The sequence below is a fragment of the Dactylosporangium sp. NPDC049140 genome, from assembly GCF_040648435.1.
In genome coordinates this window covers 14,629-41,006 of record NZ_JBEZDS010000053.1, presented here as the reverse complement: position 1 = coordinate 41,006, position 26,378 = coordinate 14,629, and the positions used below count along the sequence as shown (strand labels likewise).

Below are 26,378 nucleotides of genomic sequence, written 5' to 3'. Positions count from 1 at the left end.
GGAGCGGACGCGCGGATGAGCGGACGCGCGGATGAGCGGACGCGCGGATGAGCGGACGCGCGGATGAGCGGACGCGCGGATGAGCGGACGCGCGGACGCATGGATGGCGTCGGGCGGAATCGGGGTGGTTGTAACGCGCATCGTGAACGTGGGGCAGCGGGGGGCTCACGTGCGGGCGTATGATGACTCAGTGAAATCGGACTCCGCTCAGCGAAATTCGGTGCCCGCTGCCGACGGTTCCATCAACCGGACGCTGCGCGTTCTGTCCGCTGTCTGTGAGCATGGGCCGATCACGCTCTCCGGGCTGTCCTCGATCACCGGGCTGACGCCGCCCACGTTGCTTCGGATGCTGCGGCTCATGCGCGATGAAGGGTTTGCCGCGCAGGACGAGGATCGCAAGTGGCACGCGACGATGCTCATGTGGCGGCTGGGCTGTGCGGTGAACGATTCGATCGGGGTACACAAGGCTACCGATCGTATTCTGCGCGAACTCACCGAGCGTATCGACGAGACCGTCGTGTTCGCCACCTACGAGGACGGGTGGTTGACGTACGCGGGGCAGGCCGAGCCCGACAAGCCGGTACGCACCCACATCCCGCTCGGCGGCCACTACGGCGCCCTCGAGACCGTGACCGGGCACGCCGTGCTCGCGTGGCTCACCCGGGTCGAGATCGAGAAGATCGTGGAGGCGCAGGCGGTCACCGCGTACACGCCGCAGGCCCGCCAGGCGTTGTTCCAGGAGCTCGTCGGCGTCGCGCAGCGCGGCTGGGCCAGCGGGACCGGCGATCGCTGGCCGGGCGTGTGGGGTGCGGCGGCGGCCGTGTTCAACCACCGCGGCCGGCCGGTCGGGGCGATCGGGGTCTCGGTGCCCGGCAGCGGCGTACCCGACAACGCGACCGCCATCGCCGCCGAAGTCGTCACGGCCGCCGCTCGGCTCAGTGCCGAACTCGGCGGCCCCGCACGGCTGCCGATCACCCCGCTGCTCGCCCCGACCCGATAGGACCGACAGGACCGCGGCGGCGTCAAAGGCCCATCGGCCCCGCGGCGTCAGAGGCCCATCGACTTGGCGATGATGGACTTCATCACCTCGCTGGTGCCGCCGTAGATGCGCGTCACCCGCGCGTCGGCGTACAGGCGGCAGATGTCGTACTCGCGCACGTATCCGTAGCCGCCGTGCAGCTGCAGGCACGCGTCCACCAGGCGGCCCTGCATCTCCGTGCAGAAGAGTTTCACCTTCGCCGCGTCCGGCGCGGACAGGGCGCCGGCCTCGTGGTCGGCCAGGGCGCGGTCCACCAGCACCTGGCCCGCGGTCACCTGCGTCTCCAGGTCGGCCAGGACGAACTTGGTGTTCTGGAAGCCCGCCAGGGGCTTGCCGAAGACCGAGCGCTGTTTGACGTACGCCAGCGTCACCTCCAGCGCCGCTACCGCCTGGGCCTGCGCGTTGACCGCGATGGACAGCCGCTCCTGCGCGAGGTTGCTCGCCAGGTACTGGAACGCCTTTCCCTCTTCGCCCAGGAGGTTCGCGTGCGGCACCAGTACGTCGTCGAAGAACAGCTCCGAGGTGTCCTGGGTGAGCAGTCCGAGCTTCTTGAGGTTCTTGCCGCGCGCGAAGCCGGGCATGCCCTCCTCGACGACCAGCAGGGACAGGCCGCCGCGGCGGTCCTCGGGGCGGGACGTGCGCGCCACGACCACGATGAGCTCGGCCTGGCTGCCGCCGCTGATGAAGGTCTTCGCGCCGTTGAGGACCCAGCCCTCGTCGGTACGCCGCGCGGTGGTGGCCATGCCCGCCAGGTCGGAACCCGTGCCGGGCTCGGTCATGGCGATCGCCGACATCAGCTCGCCGGCGGCCATCCCGGGCAGCCAGCGCGCCTTCTGCTCGGCGGTGGCGTAGCTCATCACGTACGGCATGACGACGTCGGTGTGCACGCGCAGTGCGCCCAGGGTTGCGCGGGCGTAGGCGATCTGCTCGGTGACGACACAGTTGAACAGAAACGAGCGTTCGCCGGCGCCACCGTACTCGGCCGGGACCTGGATGCCGGTGACGCCGATCTTCGCGACCTGCCGGTAGAGGTTGCGGGGCACGGCGCCGGCGTCCTCCCACTCGGCCATGTGCGGCACGACCTCGTTGGTGAGGAAGGCGCGCAGGGCCTCGGCGAACGCCTCGTGCTCGGGTCCGTAGACGGTGCGCTGCATGTCAGTTCCTTCCGAGTTCGGCGAGCACGGACGCGGAGTCCTGGCCGGGGGCGGGGGCGGGGTGCGGCAGATCCGGCACGGTCACGCTGAACCGGGGTGCGGGCGCCGGCTGTACCACGCCGGCGATGTCGACGAAGGTGGAGCGCGCCCGAAGATGTGGGTCGGCCGCGGCCTCGGCCGGCTCGTGGACCGGGCTCACGCAGGCGTCGGTGCCTTCGAAGACGGCCATCCAGCCGGCGCGCGACCGCTGGGCGAACATCGAGGCGAGACGGGCGCGGATGGCCGGCCAGTGCGCGGGATCGGTGCGATCCGACAAGAACGCTGGATCCTCCGAGAGCGACGGCCGGCCGAGGCCGTCGAGCAGCGCGTCCCAGAACTTGTCCTCCAGCGCGCCGACGGCCACATACGCGCCGTCCGCGCAGCGGTACGTGGTGTAGTACGGCGCCGTGCCGTCCAGGAAGTTGCCGCCCCGGCCCGGGTTCCAGCGCCCGCCCGCGACCAGGCCGTGGATGAGCGCGGTAAGCGTCGCGGTGCCGTCCACGATGGCCGCGTCGACGACCTGGCCCTCGCCGGTCGCCCGGGCGTGCAGCAGCGCGGCGAGCAACCCGACGGCCAGGAGCATGCCGCCGCCGCCGAAGTCGCCCAGGAGGTTCAGCGGCAGCACCGGAGGGCCGTCCGCGGGGCCGATCGCGCCGAGCGCCCCGGCGATCGCGATGTAGTTGACGTCGTGCCCGGCCGTGGCGGCGTACGGGCCGTCCTGGCCCCAGCCGGTCATCCGGCCGTACACCAGGCGCGGGTTGCGCTTCAGGCAGGCCTCCGGGCCCACGCCGAGCCGCTCGGCGACGCCGGGCCGGAAGCCCTCGATGAGCGCGTCGGCGGTGGCGACCAGGTCGAGCACGGTCGCGGCCGCGCCGGGGCTCTTCAGATCGAGGGCGAGCGAACGGCGACCACGACCAAGGACGTCGACCTTTGAAGAGCCCGGACGCTCGACCCGGATCACCTCGGCGCCGAGGTCCGCGAGCAGCATGCCGCAGAACGGGCCGGGCCCGAGCCCGAGCAGCTCGACGACGCGAACCCCGCGCAACGGACCGGTCATCGGGTCAGCTCCTTCAGGCGCTCCACGGCCCGCGGCCCGTCGGAGCCGGCGTTGACGTTCACGCGGAAGTTGGTCACGCCCGCGGCGCGGTAGGCGGCGAGGCGGTCGCGCACGTACGACGGCGGCCCGCAGACGGTCAGGGCCTCGACCAGCGGGTCCGACAGCGCCGCGGCGGCCTCCGCGGGCCGGCGGTCCAGGTAGAGCCGCTGCACCGCCTCGGCGTCCCGTTCGAACCCGTACCGGCGGACGAGGTCGTTGTAGAAGTTGGCCGACGCCGCGCCCATGCCGCCGATGTACCGGGCCAGCGACGGCCGGGCCCGGTCGCGGGCCGCGCTCACCGCGGCGGCGTCGTCGGCGGTCACCTCGACGTGGGCGCCCGCGGCGATCTGCAGCGGGGCCAGCGCCGGATCGCGTTCCGCCGCGCCGGCCCGCAGGTCGTCGCCCCACACGCGGTCGGCGAGCTCGGGGATGAACAGCGACGGCAGCCAGCCGTCGGCGATCTCGGCGGCGAGGCGTACGTTGCGCGGGCCGATGCTGGCCAGCCAGACCGGGACCGCCGGGCGTACCGGGTGGGTCATGAGCTTGAGCGGCTTGCCGAGCCCGCCCGGGAGCGGCACGTTCAGCGTGCGGCCGTCGTGGGTGAGCACCTCGCGCCGCCAGACCTTGCGGCAGACCTCGACCACGTCGCGGGTGCGGGCCAGCGGCTTGTCGAACGCGAGGCCGTGCCAGCCCTCCACCACCTGCGGGCCGGAGGCGCCGAGGCCGAGGTCGAACCGGCCGCCGGTGAGCTCGTCGAGGGCGGCCGCGGACTGGGCGAGAAGGGCGGCGCTGCGGCTGTACACGTTTCGTGAGCTCGATGCGGCCGGCTACGCGGCGCTGCCGCCCGGCGAGGACCTGTTCGTGCACAGCTACTGGGGCCGCCGCTACCTGTACCCGGCGCCGGCCCGGTTCGTGAACCACGCCGACGATCCCTCGTGCTACCAGGACTTCGAGCGCGGCTGCGACGTGGCACGGCGGTCGATCGCCGCGGGCGAGGCGGTCACCATCGACGCGACCGAGGAGACGGGCCGCGAGCTGGCCACGTTCCTGGAGGCGTACGCCCGGGAGCCGGACCGGCACGGCGAGCTCGTCGACGCCGACGCCGTGCTGTGGCGGGACGGCACCGTGTTCCGGGGCCGGGCCGCGGTCCTCGCCGCCCTCCCCGGGGCCGCGCTGACCGACGTCGAGTGGCTGGTCGGGACCGGGCGCTGGGAGGCGCTGTGCTCGGCCCGGTCCGGCAGCCGGCACCTCACGATGCTGCTGCGGGTCGTGGCGGGCAACTGGCAGGTCGCGTACCAGCACCTCGGCTGACGGCTGTCAAACCGGTCGCCAAAGGCTGCACGGGTCGCGAACTCGGATCCTGTGGACAGCCCGGGACGTTTGATCAATGTAGAGTAACCGAGTGGTCACTGCGGCGATAACGTCCGGCAACGCGCAGGCATCCGACTACTGGCACATGCGCGAAGCGGGCGAGGTTCGCTGCTACTACGTCATCAACCCGCGGTCGCGGCACGGCGACTGGGCGTTACGGGAGATCGTCCGGCCCGCCTTCCGCGCGCTGCGGTCCGAGCACGGGCTCTCCGTCGAGCCGCTCGCGTTCGGGCGGCTCCCGGCGCCCCGACCCGGCCTGATCACCTACGTCGTCTACGGCCCGACCGACCCGCTGCTGATGAGCCGGGACGAGAAGGTGTACCTGTCCGCGCTCGCCGCCGCCGGGGTGCGCACGAACGTCGTCTCGGCCTACGAGCTCGCACCCGACGGGAGCGACCGCCCCGGCTACGATCGGGCCCGCACGGCCGTGCCCGAGCTGTGCGACGAGCTCGACATCAACGTGCTCTACCCGGACGAGCTCGACCGGCGGCACGGCATCCGGACCAACACCTGGCAGGACGTGTACGTCAACGTCATCGGCGAGACGATCCGGGTGAAGTACACCCCGACGCGCAGCCTCCACCCGGCCGACACCGCGGTGTGGCGGCGGCTGGGCGCCGAGCACGCCGGCGAGATCGCGGAGTTGGCCCGGCTGCACCGCGAGCACCGGCTCTGGCAGCGCAAGCCGTGGACCGACGGGTCGATCCTGTTCGCCCACGACGGCTACTGGTTCGTGTCGCAGACCGTCACCGACAAGACGCTCATGACGGCGGCCGACTTCGACCTCGTCACGTCCTACGACGAGGGGCGGCGGGCGGTGACGTACACCGGGCCGCGGTTACCCAGTTCCGACGCGCCCGAGTATCTGCTGCTGAGCACGCTGCTGAGCATGCACGGGCGGCGGCCCCGGCTCATCGTGCACTTCCACCACCGCGAGCTGACACGCGGGCCGCACCACCGCGAGCTGGTCACCGCGGGCACCGTCGAGTGTGGACAGTTCGCGGCCGGCCGGCGGTTCTTCGCCGAGCTGCGCGCCAAGTCCACCGACTGGCTCATCATCCGCGAGCACGGGATGGTGTGGATCGGCGACTCGGTCGCGGAGTTCGAGCAGTTCGTCCGGCGGGTGCTCGGCTAGCGTCGCCGTCCCGCTCGTGCCGGCGCGCCCGCGCCAGGAACGGCAGGGCCAGGATCTGGAGCAGGCCGGCGAGGACGAAGGCCGGCGGGTAGCCCCACGCGTCGGCCGCGCGGCCGAGCGCCGGCTGCAGCACGATCCCGCCGCTGGAGCGGACGAGTGAGTCGAAGGACAGCACGGTGGCGCGGCGGCCGGCGGGGACCAGGTCGTTGAGGTACGCCTGCCGGGACGGGGAGGCTGTAGGCGGCGATCATCGCCAGCGCGAACGGCACGCTCCCGGCCCGGCCGAGCCCGGCCAGGACGGCGGCGTTGAGCACCGCCCCGGTCGCCGTCCAGGTCGAGCAGGTACGGCTTCATCGTGAACGCCACGTAGTAGCCGATGCCCGCCCCGGCCCCGGGCGCCCGCCGCGGGCCGGGGTGAAGCCGATGTCGTGCATGAGCCGCCAGGCGACCACGGTCAGCGTCAGCAGCAGGCCCGCGCGCACGCGGAAGGGCACGCCGACGTTCGTGGCCTGGGCGACGTACGCGCCGCCGAGCGCCCCGCTGAGCGTGCCGATGCCGTTGCACACCTGGGCCCGGGCGAACACGGGCTCGAGCGCGCCGTCGAACTTCAGGTACCGCAGCGCGCCAGATCGCGAACCGGCGTGCAGGCGTCAGGCGAGCCGGTACAGCAGCGTCGTGATGGTGAGCGTGACCCCGCCGAGCAGGTAGGAGGCGCGCCGGCCCCGGGTGTCGGCGATCGTGCCGGTCGGCACCTCGAACCGCCCGGCGGCGAGGTAGCTCTGCGCCGCGCTGTAGATCTCCAGCCGACCGCCGGTGAGCGCCTCGGCGATGCCCGGGTCGTTCGCGGCGAGCCCGGCGGCGAAGGCCCCGGGGTCGTCCCCGACGGTGCAGCAGATGACCTTGTCACCGTCGTGGAGGGCCGAGCGGATGAAGCCCCTCCATGATCCCGGTGCGTAGCTCGGCGCCGCAGTACGGCACGCAGACGTGGTCGCCGGCCTGCAGCCCGGCCAGGGTTGCCGTCCCCGCCATGTCGTCACCTCACTCGCCGTGCTCGATTCATCACACTTTGCCGCCGACCCTGATCAGCACCGATGCCCGCGCCGCGGTTCCATACCCGCGGGCTCGGCCACCCGGCCGATCGTCGTGGCCGATCATCCATCCGCCGGCCGTTAATCGTTCGCCGCGGCGGTCCGATCGCGATAGAACCGGCGCATGACCGAACAACGGCTGCCCGGCGGGCGCAGCTTCGGAGCCGTGCGCGTCGACGACGAGGTCCGGCGCCCCGCGCAGCCGTGGACGGCAACCGTGCACGGCGTGCTGCGTCACCTGGAGGACGCCGGCTTCGACGGCGCTCCGCGCGCCCGCGGCCGCGACGACCAGGGCCGCGAACGCCTGACGTTCCTGGCCGGCCAGACCCTGGGCGAGGACCGGCCGTGGCCGGAGTGGTTGCGCTCCGACCACGCCCTCCGGCAGGTCGGGGCGTGGCTGCGCCGGCTGCACGACGCGACCGCGGCCTTCCGGCCCGGCGGCGACGCCGTCTGGTTCACCGGCCGGCAATGGCAGCCGGGGCTGCTCATCGCCCATCTGGACGCGTCGCCGTGGAACGCGGTATGGGACGGCGACGACCTGGTCGGGTTCGTCGACTGGGACACCGCCAGCCCGGCCCGGCCCGAGGACGACCTGGCGTTCTCGGCGCTGACCTGGGTGCCGCTGCTGACGACCGAGCTCGCGGAGACGATCGGCTTCACCGACCCGGCCGACCGGGGCCGGCGGTTCCACCTGCTCCTGGACGCGTACGGCTACACCGGCGACCGGGCCGCGATCCGCGGCGCGATAATCGGGCGGGTCGAGCGCAACGTCGGGATGATCCGGCGGCTCGCCGAGGGCGGGGAGCCGGTCTTCCGGCGCATGCTGCCCTGGGCCGCCGACCTGGAGAGGTCCGGCACCGAGGTGGCCGCCCTGCCGGAGGCGTTCTGGGACGGACGCGCAGCCGGCCCGGCGTGATCGGTCGCGCCGGGCCGGGCTGCGCGTGCTCACCGCGGGCGGGTCAGCCCTTCACCGCGCCGCTCGTCATGCCCGCCACGATCTGGCGGTTGAAGAACACGTACATGATCAACGGCGGAATCGTGATCAGCAGGATGTTCATGAACAGCAGGTTGTACTGGCTCGTGTACTGACTCGAGAAGTTGTACAGCGTCAGCTGCACGGTCGCGTTCTGGTCGCCCGGCAGGAAGTACAAGGGGTTCGTGAAGTCGTTGAACACCGCGACCGACTGCACCACGACCGTCGTCACCGCCACCGGGCGCAGCAGGGGCAGTACGACCCGGAAGAACAGGCGCAGCGGGCCCGCCCCGTCGATGATCGCGGCCTCGTCCAGCTCGCGCGGGATGGTCGAGATGAACGCGCGGAAGAGCAGGATGCTGAAGGACAGGCCGAAGGCGATCTCCACCAGGATCAGCCCGGCCATCGTCTTGAACAGGCCCAGGCCCTGCAGCACCCAGATCGTCGGGACCACCGCCGGAGGGATGATCAGGCCCGACAGCACCAGCACGTCGATGAGGCGGTTCCAGCGGCTGCGGCGGCGCTGCAGGACGAAGGCGACCATCGCCGCCAGCACGACCATGCACGACACGCTCACGACCGTCAGGATGGTGCTGTTGATGAACGCGATCACCAGCATGTAGTCGCGCGCCTCGACGACGTCGACCAGGTTGCGCCACGGCTGCGCGTGCTTGGGCCAGCTGAACGCCGGCAGCGCGGCGTCCCGGCGGTCCTTGAACGCGTTGAGCACGATGAACAGGAACGGGACCACGAAGACCACGCCGGAGGCGAGGATCGCGGCGCCGCCGAGCAGGTGCTTCCTCACGCCGGCACCTCCGCAAGCTCCGGCACCGGCGCGAGACCCACACTGAGCCCCCGGTGAACGGCCCCTCCGCTGCGCTCCGGACCGTTCACTGTTCCACCTCCCGGCGGTTGAGGAACCAGTACAGCGGCACCACCAGCGCGGTCACGACCAGGAACAGCACGACGTTGCCGGCGGTCGACAGGCCGTAGAAGCCCGCCTGGTACTGCTTGTAGATGACCGACGCGATGACGTCCGACGTGAAGCCGGGGCCGCCGCGGGTCATCGCCCAGATGAGGTCGAACGAGCGCAGGCCGCCGATCAGCGACAGGATGACCACGGTGACCGTGGCCGGCCGGGCCAGCGGCAGCACGAGGTGCCGGAAGTTCTGCCAGGCGCCCGCGCCGTCGACGCGGGCGGCCTCGAAGTAATCCTGCGGGATCGACACGATGCCCGCGATGTAGATGAGCGTGGCCAGGCCGATCCCCTTCCACACGTCGACGAGGGCCACGGACAGCAGCGCGTAATGCGGGTCGGTGAGCCACCCGGGGCCGTCGATGCCGACGGCCCCCAGCGCGTTGTTGATGAGCCCGTGCTGCGGGTCCATGAGCACGGTGAACGTGAGGCCGACGCCGATGGTGCTGACGAGGACCGGGAAGAACACGACCGAGCGCAGGTAGCCGCGGGCGGACAGCTGCGAGGTGAGCAGCACCGCCAGGAGCAGGCCCAGCACCACCTTCAGGCCGGAGGTGACGACCGCGTAGATGATGGTGTTGGTGAAGCCCTTCACCAGCGCGGGCTCGTCGAAGAACTGCCGGAAGTTGTCCAGGCCGATGAACTGCGCGTCGAACAGGCTCCAGCGGGTGAGGCTGAAGTAGAACGAGGCGAAGGTCGGGACCAGGAACAGGGTTCCGTAGACGAGCGCGGCCGGCATGTAGAACCAGTACGAGTAGGCCCGTCTCACCATCCGGGCAGTCCCAGTTGCTGGGCCTGCTTCTTCACGTCCTGGTCGTAGAGCGCGGCACCGTCGGCGCCCTTGCGGATGCCGGAGCCGACCTCGACGGTGATCTGCTCGAGCGACGGGCCCTTGACCGGGGAGAGGAACTCGAGCGCGGGGCTGTTGGCGCCGCTGTCGAAGTACGGCTGCATGTCCTTGATCGGGGCGGCCACGTCGGACGGCAGGGTGCACCCCTTCACCAGGAAGGGCCCGAACGGGGTCGTCGCCTTGGCCATCGCGTCACAACCGTCCTTGCTCGCGACGAAGGCGAGGAACTTCCGGGCCGCGTCGAGCTTCTTGGCGGTCGTCGTCTTCGGGATGTACACCCCGGCCGGCTCCCACACAGTGAGACCATTCCTGGCCGCGTCGTCGCCGGGCAGGGCGAAGAAGCCGATGTCGTTCATCTTCTCGGGGGACTGCGACGCGATGGTGCCGACGGCGAACGTGAGCATCGGGTACTGCGCGCCCGTGCCGTCGGTGAGGTGCTTGATGCCGGCCTCGAGCTTGGTGGAGGCGAAGTCGCTGGTGAGGTACCCCTGGTCGTGCACGTCCTGCAGGCGCTGGAAGCTCTTCAGCGCGGCCGGGGTGGTCGCGTACTTGGCCTTGCCCGCGGTGTACTGCTCGGCGAAGTCCGGCTGGGCCGCGGCCACGTTGTGGAAGTCGGCGAGCACGATGAGCTGCGAGGTCCACGTGTCCTGGTAGGTCTGCACGACCGGCGCGATCCCGGCCGCCTTGATCTTCGCGTTGTTGGCCATGAAGTCGGCCCAGGTCTTCGGCACCTGCAGGCCCAGCTTGGCGAACACGGCCTTGTTGTAGAGGACGCCGCCGCCGGTCGCGCCGCCGAACGGCACGCCGTAGAGCTTGTTCCCGGCCGACACGGTCGACTTGAACGTCGCGTCGAGGTCGCCGGCGTACGACTGGTCGTCGACGGGCACGAGGTTCTGCTCGGGCTTGAGCGCGGCGAACAACGAGCCGGAGTTGTACATGAACACGTCGGTCATGTCGCCGGTGGACAGCCGCGTCTTGACGATGTTGTCGCCCTCGGTGCCCTGCGGGCGCGTCTCCACCTTGACGGTGACGCCGGTCTTCTTGGCGTTGAAGGCGTCGGCCAGGCCCTGCGCGGTCTTGAGGCTCGCGTCGGAGTTGTCGGACAGGAAGGACAGCGTCGTGCCGTCGCCGCTGTCGCTGGAGCCGAGGTCACCGGCGCTGCAGCCGCTGAGCACCAGGGCGCCCACGGTCGCGGTCAGCGCGACGACCAGGCGGTGTCGTCGTTGCATCATGGCTACTCCTTCTCGGGGGTGTTGAAGGGGTGTGCGTCCCGGACCGGCGGCGGGTCGTCGGCCGGGGCGCGGAAATCGCAGGTGTACTCGTGGATGCCCGGCCCGGCCTCGACCGGCGCCCAGCCCGGGGCGGGCAGCTCGACCCGGGCGGTGACCCCGGGCGGAACGGATACGTGCACGTTCAGCTGTCCGTTCGCGCGCCGCCAGCCGACCCGGATCCGGCCGTACGGGCTGTCGTGCACCGCCTCGGCGTGCTCGAGGCCGCCGCCGGGGCGGGGCCGGACGAGGATCCGGCGGTACGCGGGCGCGGCCGGGGCGAGCCCGGCGACGGTGCGGTGCAGCCAGTCGGCGACCGCGCCGAACGCGTAGTGGTTGAACGAGGTCATCTCGCCCGGGTTGACGGTGCCGTCGGGCAGCAGGCTGTCCCAGCGCTCCCACATGGTGGTGGCGCCCATCGTCACCGGGTAGAGCCAGGACGGGCACTCGCGCTGCAGCAGCAGGTGGTAGGCGACGTCGGCGGCCCCGACGCCGGTCAGCGCGTCGCAGATGAGCGGCGTCCCGGCGAACCCGGTGCCGACCCGGTAATCCTCGGCCCGCACCAGCTCGACGAGCCGCCGCCCGGCCCGCTCCCGCTGCTCCTCCTTCGCGAGCAGCCCGGTGGTCAGGGCCATGGCGTACGCGGTCTGGGCATCGCTGGCCAGGCGGCCGCTCGGCGTCACGAACTCGTCGTTGAACGCCTCGGCCACGGCGTTGGCGTGCGCTAGGTACCGCTCCCGGTCGCCGTCCTCGCCCAGCACGGCGGCGATGTGGGCCAGCCGGCGCGCGCTGTCGGCGTGGGCGGCCGTGGCCACCAGGTGCGGGTCGGTGCGCGCGGCGGCCGGCTGCTCGGGCGGGGCGGCCGGGTCGAGCCAGTCGCCGAACTGGAACCCGGAGTCCCACCGGCGGTGCTCGCCGGACAGCGCCGCGACCTGGTCGACCCAGGCGCGCATGCTCGGGTACTGCTGCCGCAGTATCCCGGCGTCGCCGAAGCGCTCGTGCAGCACCGACGGGGTGACGACCGCGGCGTCGCCCCAGACCGCGGCCGGCAGCGACGGGCCGAGCAGCTCCACCCACGGCACGTAGAACGGCACGGTGCCCAGCTCCGCCTGCTCGGCCGCGAGGTCGGCCAGCCAGGAGGTGAGCAGGCCGGCGCAGTCGTAGAGGAACGCGGCGGTCGGCGCGAACACGGCGAGGTCGCCGGTCCAGCCCAGCCGCTCGTCGCGTTGCGGGCAGTCGGTGGGCACGTCGAGGAAGTTGCCGCGCATGCTCCACACCACGTTGTCGTGCAGGCGGTTGAGCAGCGGGTCGGACGAGTCGAACCAGCCGGTGCGGGTCATGTCGGTGTGGCAGACCACGGCCTCGGCGTCCACTTCGGACTCAACCGAGCCGGCGCCGGCCGACCCCGTCTCCACCGACGAGGCATGTGTAATTGAGGCGACTTCGGCGTACCGGAAGCCGTGCACGGTGAAGCGGGGCTCCCACGTCTCCGGTCCGCCCCCGCGCAGGATGTACTCGTCCCGCGCCTCGGCCTCGCGCAGCGGGCGGGTGTACAGCTCGCCGTCCTGCAGCACCTCGGCGTGGCGCAGCACGACGGTCGCGCCGCGCTCGCCCTCGACCCGGATGCGCAGGCGGCCCGTGAGGTTCTGGCCGAAGTCGAGGATCGTCCGGCCGTCGCCGGTCCGCCGGACCGACACCGGGCGCAGGACCTCCGTGCGGCGCACCGGCGGGCCGTCCGGCGCGACCAGCCGGGAAGCGTCCAGCGGCCGCTCGGTCACCGGCCCCCACTCGTGTGCGCCGATCTCCTCCCGGCGGGCGTCGTACCGTTCCCCGTCGTACAGCCCCGTCGCGGTGATCGGGCTCGGCGCGGCCCGCCACTCCCCGTCGGTGGCGATGACGTGGGTGGAGCCGTCGGCGCAGGCCACCTCGAGCTGCAGCGCGACCGCGGGACGGTCGCCGTAGACGCCGCGGCGGCCGCCGCGGAAGCCCAGGCGGCCGGCGTACCAGCCCTCGGCGAGCCAGGCGCCGATCGTGTTGCGCCCGGCGCGCAGCTGCCCGGTGACGTCGTACGTCTGGTACCGCAGGCGGTGGTGGTAGCTGGTCCAGCCCGGGGCGAGGACGTGGTCGCCGGCGGTGGCCCCGTTGAGCTCCGGCTCGTACACGCCGTGCGCGGTCGCGTAGAGCCGCGCCCGGACCGGCTCGGCGGGCAGCTCGAACTCGCGGCGGAGCAGGATCGCCGGGCCGTCCGTGTCGCCGGGCCGGGCCTCGCCGCCGATGAGCGCGGCCCGCCAGTCGCGCGGATCGAGAAGGCCCGCCTCGACCCGGAGCGGATCGCTCGTCGCGGAGTCCTCGGGGCCGGTCCAGACGCGGACGGTCACCGCGCGGGCCTCGCGGGAGGCCAGGGGCGGCGCCGGCCAGGCCACGAGCACCTGGTCCGGGGACTCGACGCGGCCGGTGGAGTGCTCGCCCACCGTGAGCTCGTAGGCGACCTGGGTGGCGCCGGGGACGTCGGTCTCCAGCCGCCAGGACAGGCGGGGGCGGGCCGAGCCCAGTCCGAGGGGTTCCCGGACGTGCTCGGCCCGGAGTTCGACTACGCGCATGGGGCGGCCTCGCTTCTGAAACGATTCAACGCTCCGGCAAAGAGCCGGGAGGGTGTGCAGCGTCAATGGGATTTCGTAGAGCGTTCTCCACATGTTGAGCCCGAGCCAATGGGCTGTCAAGCGCGTGGATGTGCCGGATTTCGTAGACCAATGTCCACTCGCCGGGCACTCCGTGGGCCTGGCTAGACTTCTCGCAGGTGTAGTTCGTTCTACACATCCGGCCCGAAGGAGAACAGCGGATGGCAGCGGACCCCTCGGCGGAACCGGCGGCCCGGCGGGCGACCATCGCCGACGTCGCCGGCCGGGCCAACGTGTCCACGGCGGCGGTGTCGAAGGTGCTGCGCAACGCCTACGGGGTCAGCCCGGCGATGCAGGAGCGGGTCCGGGCGGCGATCGCGGAGCTCGGCTACCGCCCGCACGCCGCCGCGCGGGGCATGCGCGGCCAGACGTACACCATCGGCGTGCTCATCCCCGACCTGCGCAACCCGTTCTTCCCCGAGCTCATCGAGGGCATCGGCGAGCACTTCGCCGGCACCGACTACCAGGCGCTGCTCGGCCCGGGCGGGAGCACGCCCGAGTCGCAGGCCCGCATCACCGACGCCATGATCGACCGGCGGATGGACGGCCTCATCATGATCGCGCCGGTACTCCCGCGGAGCCAGCTGGAGGCCACCGCGCGCACGATCCCGACCGTCGTCATCGGCCGCCACGGCCGCTCGGCGGAGTTCGACGCGGTGGTCGACGACGACATCACCGGGGCCGGCCTCATCGTGGACCACCTGTGCGGCCTGGGCCACCGGCGCATCGCGCACATCGAGCACCGCGACGCGACCCGGGGCATCCCGACCACGATGCCGCAGACCGTGCGGGCGGAGGGGTACCGCCAGGCGATGGACCGCAACGGCCTCGGCGACGAGGTGGACGTCGTGCCGTCGACGTACAGCGAGGAGGGCGGCTACGCCGCGGCCCGCGAGCTGCTGGCCCGCCCGTCGCGCCCCACGGCGATCTTCGCGGGCGCGGACGTCGCGGCGATCGGCGTGCTCAACGCGGTGTACGAGGCCGGGCTGCGCATCCCCGAGGACATCTCGGTCGCGGGCTACGACAACACGACGGTCGCGGCGATGGGCCCGATCTCGCTGACGAGCGTCGACCAGGACGGCCGCCTGATGGGCGCGAACGCGGCGCGGCTGCTGCTGGAGCGGATCGAGGGCAAGCGCCGCCGGTCGGTGCTCATGTCGCTGTCCCCGACGCTGATCCCGCGCCGCAGCACCGCTCCCCCGCCGGCCTGAGACCGCCCCGGGACGTCAGCCGGTCACCGGGGCCGCCGGGTCGGTCACCGGCGGCAGGCTAGACCACGGGAAGTTGATCCAGCGATCGGTCCGCCGCCACACGTAGTCGCAGGTGACGGTCGAGCCGGGCTTCTCGTACAGCACCGCGCAGCGCACCTCGGCCACGCGCCCGGCGCAGAAGTCGCGCACGACCTCCAGCGTGGCGCCCGTGTCGGCGACGTCGTCGGCGATCAGGATCCGGGCCGCGGCCAGGTCGGCGAGGTCGGGCCGGGGGTCCAGGATGACCGGGGCGTCGAGGCGTTCGTCGACGCCGGTGTAGTACAGGACGTTGAGCATGTGGATGCTCTTGACGTCGAGGGCGTAGCTCAGCGCGCCGGCCACGAGCAGGCCGCCGCGGGCCACGCTCAGGACGAGGTCGGGGCGGAAGGCGTCGTCGGCGATGGCCTGGGCCAGTTCGCGGGCCGCCCGGCCGAAGGTCGGCCAGTCGAGCACCTCGCGTTCGTGCTGCTGCATGGGGCAGCATAGCCCGGCCGCGTGAACTCAGGGCTTGGCGCGGCGGGTGGGCGCGTCGGGGCGGGGCGGCGTCGAGGTGCGCTGGGCGATCCCCTCCGCGTGCGGGGCCGGCAGGAGCGCCGTCTCCAGGTGGCCGAACTCCGCGGCCTGGGCCGTCGGCTCGCTCACGTCCGGGCGCAGGGCGACCGACGCGGTCGCCAGGGTGATCAGCAGCGCGCCCCAAGCGAGGGCCGGAGCCCGGCGGCTGGTACGCCGCCGGGACGACCGCTGCGGTGGGTTGGACGGAACGGACCGCGTCACCACGTCGTGGCGCGGGCGGTACATGGGCGGTACGGGGCGCGGCGCAACCGTGGAGCGCCGCGGTGGGGCCGGCGGGATGTGGGCGATGGGGATCACCCGCACGTAAGGGCGAACGAGTTCGGGAGGCATACATCGACGGTAAGCCCGGCCGGAGCGCGCCGAACCCGGCGCGGACGGGTGAGCAGACGAATCACCCGGCCACTCACCCCAGGGCGCGAAACTCATAGATGCGTGTCGCTGCATCAGTCGTCTGGGCCGGGGTGGCGACGGTCAGGCGGACGTACCGGCCGGACACGGCGACCGGGTGGGCCGTGTTCGCCGCCGTGTTGTTCGTGACGGTGACGGCCCTGGTCCACGTGGTGCCGTCGGCCGACACGTCGATGGTGAAGGCCTTCGTGTTCCAGTCCGCCGACTCGCCGCCGGCCTGGGCGTGGGCGACCTCGAAGCGGCCGATCGACCGGACCGCGCCCAGGTCCACCTGCAGCGTCGCGTTCGCCGCCAGGGAGCAGAACTTGTCGGCGTTGCCGCCCGTCACGCTGCCGTTCACCGCCTTGTCCGGGCCCTCCGTCGCCGCGCACGCGGCGGAGCCCGTCGCGGGGTGGTTCAGCGCGAAGTTGGTAAGCGACGGCCCGTACGCCTCCAGCTCGTAGATGCGCGTGGCCGTGTCCGACGTCTGGGTCGGGGTGGTCACGTCGATCCGGACGTAGCGCGCCGTGGTGGCCGCGATCTGGTGCGTCGTCACGGGGTCCGCGTTGTTCGTGACCGTCACCGGGGTCGCCCACGTGCTGCCGTCGGCCGACGTCCGGATGGTGAAGGCCCTGGTGTTGTACGCGGCCTGCTCCCCGCCGGCGCCCGCGTGCTTGACCACGAGCCGGTTCAGCGTCTGCGCGGAGCCGAGGTCGACCTGCACCCAGGCCCCGGCCGCCCCGGAACAGAACTTGTCCGGGTTGCCGCCGGTCACGCTGCCGTTCACGGCCTTGTCCGGGCCCTCCGTCGCCGCACACGGGGCCGAGCCGGTCGCGGCCCTGCCCTGGGCCAGGTTCGGCTGGGCGGCCGGCGGGGTCGTGTGGTTCGCCGACGGTGGCGTGTCCCCCGCGCCGGTGCCCCAGGCGCCCGGGGTACCGGTGACGCCGTAGTTGAGGGATGCACCGTGGGCGATGTCGGCCTGCGAGAGCCAGGTGCGGGTGAAGGCGGTGCCGCCGAGCGTGGCGGTGCCGATGTAGCGGCTCGCGTCGCTCACGCCGGGGCCGCGATGGTGATCGTGCCGCCCTGCTGGGACCCGAACGCGCCCACGGTCACCTTCGCCGACGGGAACTGCGGGGTGCTGACGCCGTAGAAGTTCGCGCCGTTCATCAGCGGGTACAGGCCGAGAGAGGCGAAGACGTACCAGGCGGACATGGTGCCGAGGTCGTCGTTGCCGGTGACGCCGTTGGGGCCGTTGGCGAAGAGGGTGTACGCGGCCCGCAGCACCGTCGCCGTCTTGTAGGGCTGGCCGGTCCACAGGTAGGTGTAGGGCGCCAGCAGGTCCGGCTCGTTGTTGGGGTTGTAGGTGGTGAAGCTGTAGTAGTCGTAGGCGCCGTTGACCCACTTGGTGTGCGCGGTGCCGGACGGGTCGCTCAGCAGGTCGCTGTACGCGAAGAACTGGTCGAGCCGCGTGTTCGCGGCCGCCTTGCCGCCGAGCAGCCCGACGAGGCCGTCGGGGTCCTGCGGCACGAGCCACTGGTACTGGTACGCGCCGGCCTCGTGGAACGTGTGCGCGCCGTCGGTCGGCGAGTACGTGGGCGCGAAGACCCCGTTGGCGTTGCGCGGCCGGAAGAACCCGATCGACGGGTCGAACAGGTTCCGGTAGTTCTGGCCCCGCGCGGCGAGCGCGTCCGCGTCGGCAGTGTGGCCGAGGGCCCGGGCCATGATGGACAGCGCCGAGTCGGCCGCGGCGTACTCCAGGGTGGCCGAGCTCGGGTACTGGCAGTCGTGGTCGAACTGGTTGGTCGGGGTGCACGTGACGCCGGTCGGCACGTAGCCCAGCGCGGTGAAGTACGGGTTGCCGTTGCGGCCGTTGAGCCCGGTCGCGGCGGGCGGGGTGCCGAGCGCGTTCTTGCGCAGCGCGGTGTAGAACTGCTCCTCGTAGCCGGACAGCAGCCCGCGCGACCACAGGTCGACGAGGAACGGGGTCACCGGGTCGCCCGTCATGGTGTTCGTCTCGGTGTTGTCCAGCGCCCACCGCGGCAGCCAGCCGAGCTCGCGGTCCACGGCGAGCAGCGACAGCGCCGAGTCGCGCGCCACCTGGGGCTCCAGCAGGGCCACGAGCTGGTTCTGGGCGCGGTAGGTGTCCCAGAGCGAGAACGTCTGGTAGGGCGTGTAGCCCGACGCGGTGTGCACGGCGTTGTCGAAGCCGCGATAGCTGCCGTCGACGTCGCCGGCCAGGTTCGGGTGCAGCAGGGAGTGGTACAGCGACGTGTAGAAGGCGACCTGCCGGTCCATGGTGCCGCCGTCGACCTCGGCCTTGTGCAGCTCGGCGTTCCAGGTGTCGTGGGCGGCCTGGCGTACCGTGTCGAAGCTGAAGCCCGCCGCCGACGTCTCCGCGCTCAGGTTGGCCCGCGCCCCGGCCAGGCCGGTGTAGGACAGCCCGACCTTCACCGTGACGCCGCGGTCGGCGGTGGTGTCGAAGCGCACCCAGCCGCCCTTGGCCCCGCTGCCCGACGAGGACCGGGAGCCGCCGGTGAACGTCGAGCCGGACCAGGTGCCGAACGACGCGAACGGCCGGGCGAACTGGGCGGTGAAGTAGACCGTGTGCGCCGGCGACGAGCCGCAGAAGCCGCTCACGGTCACCGAGCCCTCGACGGTGTCACTGCCCACAATGGACACGCTCGAGGTGCTCGCGCCCGTCGCCTGGCCGCGCGCCTGGGCCGTGTTGAACAGCACGTTGGACTCGGTGCCGGCCGGGAAGGTGTACCGCTGCCAGCCGCTGCGCAGCGTCGCGGTCAGCTCGGCGGTGACGCCGCTGGGCAGGCCGAGCCGGTAGTAGCCCGGGGTGGCCTGCTCCTGGCCGTGGTTGAGCGCCTGCCCGTAGGTGTTCGGGTCGCTGCTGTTCACGGCGCCGACGGTCGGCATGAGCGGCACCTCACCGGCGACGGGGCAGCCGACGCCGGACAGGTGCGTCTGGGAGAAGCCCCAGACCTTCGTGTGGTCGTAGTTGTACCCGGTCCCCCAGCCGGTGTCGGGGCTGGCCTGCACCATCCCGAACGGCAGCGCCGCACCGGGAAACGTGTTGCCCTCCTTCTGCGTCCCGATCAGCGGGTTCACGAGACCAGTGAGGTCGGCGGGTACGGCGGCCCGGGCGGGCGCGCCGAGGGCGGTCACGGTGACGGCGGCGGCGCATGCCGCGGCCAGGACGTTGCAGAGCAGCCTTCTCACGTCGCTCCGATCGATCAACCAGGTGAGTGGCCGCCGACCGCCGAAATCGACGCTCGTGAAGGTTCTCCCATCCCAGGGAGATCTGTCAATACTTGACAATTGACGGGCGGACGACGCCCTCCACGAGCCGGACAAGCTCGGCCGGCGTGTCGATGCGGGCGTAGGCGTCGCGCAGCCGGCCGGCGCCGCGCCGGTACGACGGCTCGCCGAGCACGCGCAGGATCGCCGCGCGCAGCTCCGGGTCGGACGGCGCCGCCGAGCGCAGGCGCATCCCCGCCCCCGCGTGCGCGACGCGGGCCGCGACCTCGGGCTTGTCCTCGGTGGCGCCGGCGACGACGAGCGGGACGCCGTGCGCGAGGGCCGTCTGCACGCCGCCGTAGCCGCCGTTGGTCACCATCGCCGCGGTGTACGGCAGCAGGTCCCGGTGCGGCACGAACGCGGCCGCGCGGGCGTTGGCCGGCAGCGGGCCCAGCACCGCCGGGTCGGCGCCGCCGGTGGTCGCGACCACGAGCACGTCGTCGCCGGCGAGCACGCGGACGGTGCGGGTGACGAGCGCGCCGAGGTCGTCGTTGGCCACCGTGCCCTGGGTGACGTGGACGACCGGCCGGTCGCCGGAGACCACGTCGGGCCACCACGGCGGCGGGTCGAACGCGGTGCCGGGGTCGCCGGCCAGGGAGCCGACGAAGCGGACCTGCGGGGGCAGGTCGGAGCGCGGGTACTCGAACTCGGCGACGCCGTTCTGCAGGTGCAGCCGCGGCGAGATGCCGGCCAGCGGGGAGGTGCGCGACGGCGGCAGCTCGACCCGGGCCCGGATCCGCTGCCAGTGCCGGCCGACGTCGCGCAGGACGACGCGGTCCATCAGCGTGTACAGCAGGCGGTTGCGGACCCGGCCCAGCGGCGTGGCCGACGGGGGCAGGGCGGTGCCGAACGGGGCGGTGTCGCGGCTCGGGATCGGCAGCGGCGAGATGCCGACCGAGATCCAGGTGACGCCGGTCAGCTCATGCAGCACGGCGGCGCCGACGAAGCCCATGTCGGCCACGACGGCCGCGGGGCGGGTGTGCGCGACGAGCCGGTCGAGCTCGGTGAGCTGGCGCGGTACCGGATCCAGGAACAGGTGCTTGAGGTCCCAGCGGATGCCGTCCAGCCCGGTCCGGCCGGACCGCACGGGCGGGGCGTCGAGCTCGGCGTGCATCGGCCGGTACGTGGCGCCGGTGGCCTCGACGCCGGCCCGGAAGCGGCGCCCGGCGTACCAGTCGACGGTGTGACCGGCCCCGGTGAGGGCGCACGCGATCGGCTTGAGCGGGTCGGTGTGGCCCGCGCTGGGCATCGACGCGAACACGAAGTGGGACATGCCCACGGACACGGCCGGGCCGGCGCCGCGGTTCGGCGCCGGCCCTGTCGCGTATCAGACGAACTTGAACCAGTCGAGGTCGAGCACGTCCGCCGAGTCGCCGACCCTGACCACCGCGGTGATCGACGTGGTGCCGGGAGGCCGATGACCTTCCGGCCACCCGTCGCGGGCCGATGACCTTGTGTGACTCCCGGTCGTGGGACAGACAGCCGCCCCCCGGCTGCGCATAATGTGAACCGCTCACACATACGGGGGACGAACGCCATGAAGACGACGATCCGGGCCGCCATCTCGGTCGCGCTGCTCGCCGGGTTCTACCTGCTCGCCGTCGGGCTCATCGCCGGGCTCGGCTGGCTCACGGTCTGGCTGTGGAGCGAGCACCCGGGCGCGGCCGCCGGCAAGCTCGCCTTCCTCACCATCGCGATCGCGGTGGGCATCGTCGTCGCGTTCTGGAAGATCCTGACGGCCAAGCCCGGCGAGCCCGAGGGGCTGCCGCTCGCCCCGCACGAGGCGCGCGGGCTCTGGGACACCGCGCACGAGCTCGCGCACCAGGTCGGCACCCGGGCCCCCGACGAGATCCGGCTCATCCCGGACGTCAACGCCGCGGTCGCCGAGCAGACGCGCCTGCTCGGCCTGGCCGGGGGCCGGCGGATCATGTACGTCGGCCTGCCGCTGCTGCAGGCGTTCACCGTCGCCCAGGTGCGCTCGGTGCTCGCCCACGAGCTGGGCCACTACTCCGGCAGCCACACCAAGCTCGGCGCCCTGGCCCACCGGGGCCGGATGGCGATCGTGCAGACCATCGTGCAGGTCGGGCCGTCCAGCATCGCCGGGTTCGTGTTCCGCACCTACGCGCGGCTCTACATCCTCGTCGAGCAGGCGGTGAGCCGGCGTATGGAGTACGAGGCCGACGAGTTCTCGGTGCGGGTCGCGGGCCGGGCGGCCGCGGTGAGCTCGATGCGCGACCTCGCGGTCGTGGACACGGCGTGGAACTTCTTCGTCGGGCGGTACGTCACCATCGGCTGGGACGCCAAGCTCGCCCCGCGCGACGTCTTCGGCGGCTTCGCCCTGCTGCTGCGCGGGCGCTCCGGCCAGCTGGCCGAGCTGCGCGACAACGCCCCGGAGGAGAAGAAGTCGCGCTGGGACTCGCACCCGCCGATCGCCGACCGCATCCGGGCCATGCAGGCCATGCCCGACCCGGGCGTCCCGGCCGACGAGCGCCCCGCCGCGGTGCTGCTCGGCGACCCGGCGATGCTCGCCCAGCGGCTCCAGCGGGCCGCAATGAACATCGAGGACAAGACGCTGCTGCCGTGGGACGAGCTCACCGACGCCGGCATCGCGGCCGGGGCGCAGCGCGACGTCGACGCGCTCTTCCGGGCCGCGGCCCGGCTGGCCGGCACCCCGCAGGGCGATCTCGGGCTGGTGCTGCACATCCTCGAGCAGGGCGCGGCGGCGGACCTGGGCCGCGCCGTCGCGCCGCACAGCGACCCGCCGCAGCAGCGGGAGCTGCTGGTCGACCGGGTCGACTCCGCGATCGGGCTGGCCGCCCGCAGCGGCGGGGCCGGGCGCTGGAAGCACTCGTGGACCGGCGGCGCCACGTTCGCCCGGCCCGACGGCACCGCGCTGCCGACGATGGAGATCGCCCGGCTCGCGGTCGCCCCGGAGACGGTGGCCGAGGCGCGGCGGCGGCTCGCGGAGTTCGGCGTCGACGTGACCGCCGTCCGGCAGCAGTCGGCCGTCGCGACCGCCGACGGGGCCGAGGTCATCGGCGGCATCGCGAACATGAACGCGCCCGGCAAGCAGCACTTCGACGTGCTCCTGCTCAACACCGGGCTGCTGCTGGTGCCGGGTCCGAAGTCCACCGACCACGGCAAGCAGCGCCTGGTCGAGATCCTGCGCTCGGCGCCCGTCGCGCAGCTGGCGCGGCGGCACCGGTTCGTGGCCTACGAGGACGTGCGCGCCGCGGCCGTGCTGAAGAACGTGCCGATCAAGGTGAGCCTGACCCTGCACAGCGGCGAGACGATCGAGCTGGCCGAGACGTGGACCGGCGAGTCCCTGGACAAGAACGACCGCGAGCTGCTCGCGGCCGCCCTCAACCCCTACCTCGCCGAGACTCACGCCCAGAGCTGACCGCCGAGGGCGGCCGCGGCCTCGTCCAGGGTGCCCTCATAGGCGCCCGTGGACAGGTACTTCCAGCCGCCGTCGGCGACGAGGAACGCGATGTCGGCCGTCGTGCACCGCTCGGCGACCGACAGCGCGGCGTGCAGTACCGCACCCGTGGAGAGACCGGCGAAGACCCCTTCGGCCTCGAGCAGCTCGCGGGTGCGGCGCAGGGCGTCGGCCGTGCCGACCGAGAAGCGCCGGGTGAGCACCTCCGGGTCGTACAGCTCCGGCACGTAGCCCTCGTCGATGTTGCGCAGGCCGTAGACCAGCTCGCCGTAGCGCGGCTCGGCCGCGACGACCTGGACGCCGGGCGCCTTCTCACGCAGGTACCGCCCGACGCCCATCAGCGTGCCCGTGGTGCCCAGCCCCGCCACGAAGTGCGTGATGGTGGGCAGGTCCCGCAGCAGCTCGGGTCCGGTGGACTCGAAGTGGGCGCGGGCGTTGGCGGCGTTGCTGTACTGGTGCAGCAGCACCCAGTCCGGGTGGTCGCCGGCGATCTCGCGGGCCATCGCCACGGCCCGGTTCGACCCGCCCGCCGCCGGGGAGCGGATCACCTCGGCGCCGTACATCCGCAGCAGCGCCGCCCGCTCGGCCGACACGTTCTCCGGCATGACGCACACCAGCCGGTAGCCGCGCACCTTCGCCACCATCGCCAGCGCGATGCCGGTGTTGCCGCTCGTCGGCTCCAGCAGCGTATCGCCGGGCCGCAGCCGCCCGGCCGCCTCGGCCTCGCGCACCATCCACAGCGCGGCCCGGTCCTTGACGCTGCCGGTCGGGTTGCGGTCCTCGAGCTTCGCCCACAGCCGGACGCCCGGCCGCGGGGAGAGCCGCGGCAGGCCGATCAGTGGCGTCTCCCCGCACGCGTCCAGCAGCGAGTCGTAGCGGGTCATCCGCCGATCCCCGTCGAGGCCAGGTCGATGCCGTGCATCGCCGCGACGGCGGCGAAGGCGCAGGCGCCCCCGGCGACCGCGGGCAGGATGGTGACGTGGTCGCCGTCGTGCACCGGCGCGTCCAGCGCGCCCAGGAAGCGCACGTCCTCGTCGTTGACGTACACGTTGACGAACCGGTGCAGCGCGCCCTCGCCGGTCACGAGCCGGTCGCGCAGGCCCCGGTGCCGGGTCTCCAGGTCGGTGAAGAGCTCGGCGACGGTGGCGCCGCGGCCCTCGACCACCTTCGCGTCGGCCGTGAACGAGCGCAGGATCGTGGGGATGCGAACCTCGACAGCCATGGTCCCTCCAAGTCAGGCCAGAAAGGCGTCGACCGCCGCCGCCGTCTGCCGGTACTGCTCCACCTGCGGCACGTGCCCGCACTCGTCGATGACGGTGGCCGAGCTCGACGCGATGCCGGCCGTGAACTCCTTGGCGTAGGCGGCGTCGACGATGCGGTCGTCGCGGCCCCACACCAGCAGCGTCGGCGCGGCGACGCGGTGCAGGCGGCCACGCAGCCCGTGGTCGGGGAACGGCCACGCGAACCGGCCCGTGCATGCCATCGACCACACCCGCGCGAGCAGCACGGCCCGCATCTGATCCGGGTCGGTGGGCAGGGTCAGGGCGGCCTTGGCGGCGTCGCCGGCCGGGTCGTGGAAGAGCATCCCGGCCGTCTTGTCCGGGGCGACCGTCGTCCAGTTCCTCACCGGGTGGTCGTCGTGCCACAGGCCGACCGGCGCGACGAGCACCAGCCGCGACGGCAGCGCCGGGAAGTGCGCGGCGAGGTCGGCCGCGAGCATGCCGCCGAAGGACTGGCCGACGACGACCGGCCGCTCCAGGCCGAGCCGGCGGGTCACCTCCTCGTAGGCGAGGACCACGTCGGTCCAGCCGTCGAGGGCGTGGATGGCGTACGGGTCGCCGGGCGTGGTCCCCGGGAACTCCGGCGCGAACACGGTGTACCGCTCGGCCAGGTGGGTCAGCAGCGGGTCGCGCGGGGCGAGACCGCCCTCGGGGTGGATGTACAGCAGCGGCTCCCCCTCGCCGAAGCGCTGCACGCGCAGGCTGATCCGCCCGCCCAGGATGTCGAACGTCGTGGTCATGCCACGGCCTCCTTCGCCCGCGCCCTGCCACCCAATCTTTCAGGCCACCAGTGGTGTTCGAACGCAGTCCCAGTCGAGGAATCGGAATCCGACCAGACCTTGCGCAGCCGCGGCAGGACCTCGGCCGAGAACAGCGCGATGTTCTTGAGCACCAGCTCCTTCGGCATCGAGCCGAAGCCGAGCATGGCGTGCAGGTTGCCGATGCGGTACTCGGTGCAGAACTCCACCAGCTGGTCCGCGACGGTCGCCGGGCTGCCGATGACCACGGCCCCGGAGCCGACGATGTCGGCGTAGCTCGCCCCGCGCATCTGCCGGGACATGCCCAGGTCGCCCGGGTCCTTGAGGATCGCCTCGACGCCGCGGATGTCGACCGCGCCGGGGATGCCCAGCAGGTGCGCCGGGATCGCGCCGAGGCCCTTGCGGTACGCGTACTCGACGTGCGGGGCGTACTCGCGCTCGGCCCGCTCGTCGGTCTCGGAGACGGCGATGGTCTGCAGGAAGCCGACGCGGTACGGGTTGCGGGGCAGCCCGGCCTGGTCGACGAGGTCCCAGAAGCGCGGGAAGATGCGCTTGCCGGTGAGCTTCGGGCCGGAGAAGCCGAAGTAGTTGAAGCCGAAGTCGCGCTCCAGCGTCATCTGCATCGTGATCGGGTTGCCGATGCCGGTGACCCACACGGGCGGGCGCGGCTGCTGCAGCGGGCGCGGCCAGATGTTCACCATCGGGTGACGGCTGTGCCGGCCGTTCCACGCGAACGGCTCCGGGTCGCTCCACGCGCGCAGCACCAGCTCGAGGTTCTCGTTGAACCGGCCGCGGCCCTCGATCGGGGGCACGCCGTTGTTCACGGTCACGTCGTAGCTCAGCCCGACCGGGAAGCCGGCGATGAGCCGGCCGCCGCTGATGAGGTCGAGCATCGCGTACTCCTCGGCCACCCGGACCGGCTCGCGCGTCTTGCCCAGCGTGCGCCCCATCGGGTAGATGCCGACGTCGAGCCCTTCGGCCTCGGTGGCGTAGGCCAGCGCGCCGGCGACGATGTCGGGGTTCGGGGTCAGGTCGTAGGAGCTCTGGCCGTGCTCGGTCACCATGAGCGCGTCGAAGCCGGCCCGGGCCCCGGCCATGAGCTCGTCGAGGAAGCTGCGCATCGAGGTGTACGCCAGCTCCGGGTCCACCAGCGAGTACGGGGTGTCGCAGACCGAGTCGTACCGCTCCTCGAAGTCCGCGGGCAGGTACCGGTACGGCGCCTGCTCGAACAGCGTTACCTTCATGCCTCCACGATTGCCCTCGGCGCTGACCGCCCGCTGACCTCCGGATGACCGTCCACAAGGGATAGCGGGGATCAGTTCAGCGTCAGAATCCGGTCAGCGCGCGCTGTTTGACTTGCCGATACGCGGCATCCCCGGGCAACGAGGAGTGAGTGGTGATGGAGAGCGCGACGGAATCGCCGGCCGTGCTGCAGCTGCGCGAGCTTCCGCGCTCCGAGCGCCGCGAGGCGCTGGAGGAGCTGGTCGTCGCGCAGCTGCGCGCGACATTGCTGATGGAGGACGACGAGGAGCTGTCCGACACCGAGAGCTTCTTCGACATGGGCCTGACCTCGCTGCTCATCGCCGACATCAAGGAGCGGCTGGAGCAGACCCTGGCCTGCTCGATCAGCGCGAATGTCCTGTTCAACAGTCCGAACGTGCGCCGGCTGGTCGACCACCTCGCCACCGACGTGCTGGCGCTGTGACCACCCCGACGTA

At 72.5% G+C, this 26,378-nt stretch carries 24 protein-coding genes and 1 pseudogene; 7 read left to right on the top strand and 18 right to left on the bottom strand.

Annotated features, from left to right (window positions below; translation table 11 throughout):
* The first annotated feature begins 79 nt into the window (after positions 1 to 79).
* On the top strand, positions 80 to 1,000 hold the full coding sequence (locus AB0B76_RS48545) for an IclR family transcriptional regulator (RefSeq protein WP_360389738.1): 921 nt from the start codon (positions 80 to 82) through the stop codon (positions 998 to 1,000).
* Between the two features lie 47 nt (positions 1,001 to 1,047).
* Here the strand turns inward: AB0B76_RS48545 and AB0B76_RS48540 are convergent, their stop codons facing one another.
* From AB0B76_RS48540 to AB0B76_RS48530, 3 genes are read right to left on the bottom strand one after another with little or no spacing between them, the layout of a single operon-like run.
* Complete coding sequence (locus AB0B76_RS48540) at positions 1,048 to 2,193, bottom strand: acyl-CoA dehydrogenase family protein (RefSeq protein ID WP_360389735.1); 1,146 nt, start codon at positions 2,191 to 2,193, stop codon at positions 1,048 to 1,050.
* A gap of 1 nt (position 2,194) precedes the next feature.
* Entirely contained in the window at positions 2,195 to 3,289 is a 1,095-nt protein-coding gene (locus tag AB0B76_RS48535; protein ID WP_360389732.1) for a CaiB/BaiF CoA-transferase family protein, read from the bottom strand.
* Positions 3,286 to 4,131, bottom strand: coding sequence for an LLM class F420-dependent oxidoreductase (locus tag AB0B76_RS48530; RefSeq protein ID WP_360389729.1), 846 nt, complete (start codon positions 4,129 to 4,131; stop codon positions 3,286 to 3,288). Before AB0B76_RS48530 ends, AB0B76_RS48535 begins: the two co-directional genes overlap by 4 nt.
* Between AB0B76_RS48530 and AB0B76_RS48525 the strand changes: the two genes are divergently transcribed.
* Both AB0B76_RS48525 and AB0B76_RS48520 read left to right on the top strand, forming a co-directional pair.
* Entirely contained in the window at positions 4,073 to 4,639 is a 567-nt protein-coding gene (locus tag AB0B76_RS48525; protein WP_360389726.1) for an SET domain-containing protein, read from the top strand. The two genes, AB0B76_RS48530 and AB0B76_RS48525, sit on opposite strands and share 59 nt — an antisense overlap.
* A 91-nt stretch (positions 4,640 to 4,730) precedes the next feature.
* On the top strand, positions 4,731 to 5,834 hold the full coding sequence (locus AB0B76_RS48520; protein WP_360389723.1) for a hypothetical protein: 1,104 nt from the start codon (positions 4,731 to 4,733) through the stop codon (positions 5,832 to 5,834).
* Positions 5,835 to 6,184: 350 nt separating this feature from the next.
* Here AB0B76_RS48520 and AB0B76_RS48515 read toward each other — a convergent pair whose 3' ends face one another.
* On the bottom strand, positions 6,185 to 6,418 hold the full coding sequence (locus tag AB0B76_RS48515) for a hypothetical protein (RefSeq protein ID WP_360389721.1): 234 nt from the start codon (positions 6,416 to 6,418) through the stop codon (positions 6,185 to 6,187).
* A 66-nt stretch (positions 6,419 to 6,484) separates the two neighbouring features.
* On the bottom strand, positions 6,485 to 6,871 hold the full coding sequence (locus tag AB0B76_RS48510; RefSeq protein WP_360389718.1) for a hypothetical protein: 387 nt from the start codon (positions 6,869 to 6,871) through the stop codon (positions 6,485 to 6,487).
* A 175-nt stretch (positions 6,872 to 7,046) separates the two neighbouring features.
* Between AB0B76_RS48510 and AB0B76_RS48505 the strand changes: the two genes are divergently transcribed.
* Positions 7,047 to 7,838: a phosphotransferase gene (locus AB0B76_RS48505; protein WP_360389716.1), complete on the top strand. Its 792-nt coding sequence runs from the start codon at positions 7,047 to 7,049 to the stop codon at positions 7,836 to 7,838.
* 43 nt (positions 7,839 to 7,881) lie between these two features.
* On the opposite strand, the gene AB0B76_RS48500 is transcribed toward AB0B76_RS48505, so the two are convergent.
* The 4 genes from AB0B76_RS48500 to AB0B76_RS48485 form a co-directional block, all read right to left on the bottom strand.
* A complete protein-coding gene (locus tag AB0B76_RS48500) occupies positions 7,882 to 8,700 on the bottom strand; it encodes a carbohydrate ABC transporter permease (protein ID WP_360389714.1) in 819 nt (272 codons plus the stop codon).
* 85 nt (positions 8,701 to 8,785) lie between these two features.
* On the bottom strand, positions 8,786 to 9,643 hold the full coding sequence (locus AB0B76_RS48495; RefSeq protein ID WP_360389712.1) for a sugar ABC transporter permease: 858 nt from the start codon (positions 9,641 to 9,643) through the stop codon (positions 8,786 to 8,788).
* Positions 9,637 to 10,953 carry an ABC transporter substrate-binding protein gene (locus AB0B76_RS48490; RefSeq protein WP_360389709.1) on the bottom strand — a complete coding sequence of 439 codons (1,317 nt, stop codon included), beginning with the start codon at positions 10,951 to 10,953 and terminating at the stop codon, positions 9,637 to 9,639. Before AB0B76_RS48490 ends, AB0B76_RS48495 begins: the two co-directional genes overlap by 7 nt.
* A gap of 2 nt (positions 10,954 to 10,955) precedes the next feature.
* Positions 10,956 to 13,589: a glycoside hydrolase family 78 protein gene (locus AB0B76_RS48485; protein ID WP_360389706.1), complete on the bottom strand. Its 2,634-nt coding sequence runs from the start codon at positions 13,587 to 13,589 to the stop codon at positions 10,956 to 10,958.
* 239 nt (positions 13,590 to 13,828) lie between these two features.
* Between AB0B76_RS48485 and AB0B76_RS48480 the strand changes: the two genes are divergently transcribed.
* Complete coding sequence (locus AB0B76_RS48480; protein WP_360389703.1) at positions 13,829 to 14,878, top strand: LacI family DNA-binding transcriptional regulator; 1,050 nt, start codon at positions 13,829 to 13,831, stop codon at positions 14,876 to 14,878.
* 15 nt (positions 14,879 to 14,893) lie between these two features.
* On the opposite strand, the gene AB0B76_RS48475 is transcribed toward AB0B76_RS48480, so the two are convergent.
* From AB0B76_RS48475 to AB0B76_RS48455, 5 genes and pseudogenes are all read right to left on the bottom strand, one after another.
* Positions 14,894 to 15,391: a phosphoribosyltransferase gene (locus AB0B76_RS48475; protein ID WP_360389700.1), complete on the bottom strand. Its 498-nt coding sequence runs from the start codon at positions 15,389 to 15,391 to the stop codon at positions 14,894 to 14,896.
* 27 nt (positions 15,392 to 15,418) lie between these two features.
* Complete coding sequence (locus AB0B76_RS48470) at positions 15,419 to 15,820, bottom strand: hypothetical protein (protein WP_360389698.1); 402 nt, start codon at positions 15,818 to 15,820, stop codon at positions 15,419 to 15,421.
* Between the two features lie 73 nt (positions 15,821 to 15,893).
* Positions 15,894 to 16,733 (bottom strand): annotated as a pseudogene (locus AB0B76_RS48465) (discoidin domain-containing protein); the annotation flags it as partial.
* 194 nt (positions 16,734 to 16,927) lie between these two features.
* Positions 16,928 to 19,105, bottom strand: a complete 2,178-nt coding sequence (locus AB0B76_RS48460) for a GH92 family glycosyl hydrolase (protein WP_360389695.1) — start codon at positions 19,103 to 19,105, stop codon at positions 16,928 to 16,930.
* An 85-nt stretch (positions 19,106 to 19,190) separates the two neighbouring features.
* Positions 19,191 to 20,456, bottom strand: a complete 1,266-nt coding sequence (locus AB0B76_RS48455; RefSeq protein ID WP_360389692.1) for a nucleotide disphospho-sugar-binding domain-containing protein — start codon at positions 20,454 to 20,456, stop codon at positions 19,191 to 19,193.
* Between the two features lie 264 nt (positions 20,457 to 20,720).
* On the opposite strand from AB0B76_RS48455, the gene AB0B76_RS48450 reads away from it, so the two are divergent.
* Positions 20,721 to 22,583 (top strand): M48 family metallopeptidase, encoded by a 1,863-nt coding sequence (locus tag AB0B76_RS48450; protein WP_360389689.1) that lies wholly within the window; start codon positions 20,721 to 20,723, stop codon positions 22,581 to 22,583.
* Here AB0B76_RS48450 and AB0B76_RS48445 read toward each other — a convergent pair.
* From AB0B76_RS48445 to AB0B76_RS48430, 4 genes are read right to left on the bottom strand one after another with little or no spacing between them, the layout of a single operon-like run.
* On the bottom strand, positions 22,568 to 23,506 hold the full coding sequence (locus AB0B76_RS48445; RefSeq protein WP_360389686.1) for a cysteine synthase: 939 nt from the start codon (positions 23,504 to 23,506) through the stop codon (positions 22,568 to 22,570). The genes AB0B76_RS48450 and AB0B76_RS48445 overlap by 16 nt on opposite strands.
* Positions 23,503 to 23,844 (bottom strand): MoaD/ThiS family protein, encoded by a 342-nt coding sequence (locus AB0B76_RS48440; RefSeq protein WP_360389683.1) that lies wholly within the window; start codon positions 23,842 to 23,844, stop codon positions 23,503 to 23,505. The genes AB0B76_RS48445 and AB0B76_RS48440 overlap by 4 nt, the downstream gene beginning before the upstream one ends.
* A 12-nt stretch (positions 23,845 to 23,856) precedes the next feature.
* Positions 23,857 to 24,642: an alpha/beta hydrolase gene (locus AB0B76_RS48435; RefSeq protein WP_360389680.1), complete on the bottom strand. Its 786-nt coding sequence runs from the start codon at positions 24,640 to 24,642 to the stop codon at positions 23,857 to 23,859.
* Entirely contained in the window at positions 24,639 to 25,904 is a 1,266-nt protein-coding gene (locus tag AB0B76_RS48430; protein ID WP_360389677.1) for an LLM class flavin-dependent oxidoreductase, read from the bottom strand. The genes AB0B76_RS48435 and AB0B76_RS48430 overlap by 4 nt, the downstream gene beginning before the upstream one ends.
* Positions 25,905 to 26,059: 155 nt before the next feature.
* On the opposite strand from AB0B76_RS48430, the gene AB0B76_RS48425 reads away from it, so the two are divergent.
* Positions 26,060 to 26,365 (top strand): acyl carrier protein, encoded by a 306-nt coding sequence (locus AB0B76_RS48425; RefSeq protein ID WP_360389674.1) that lies wholly within the window; start codon positions 26,060 to 26,062, stop codon positions 26,363 to 26,365.
* The last annotated feature ends 13 nt before the right edge of the window (positions 26,366 to 26,378 follow it).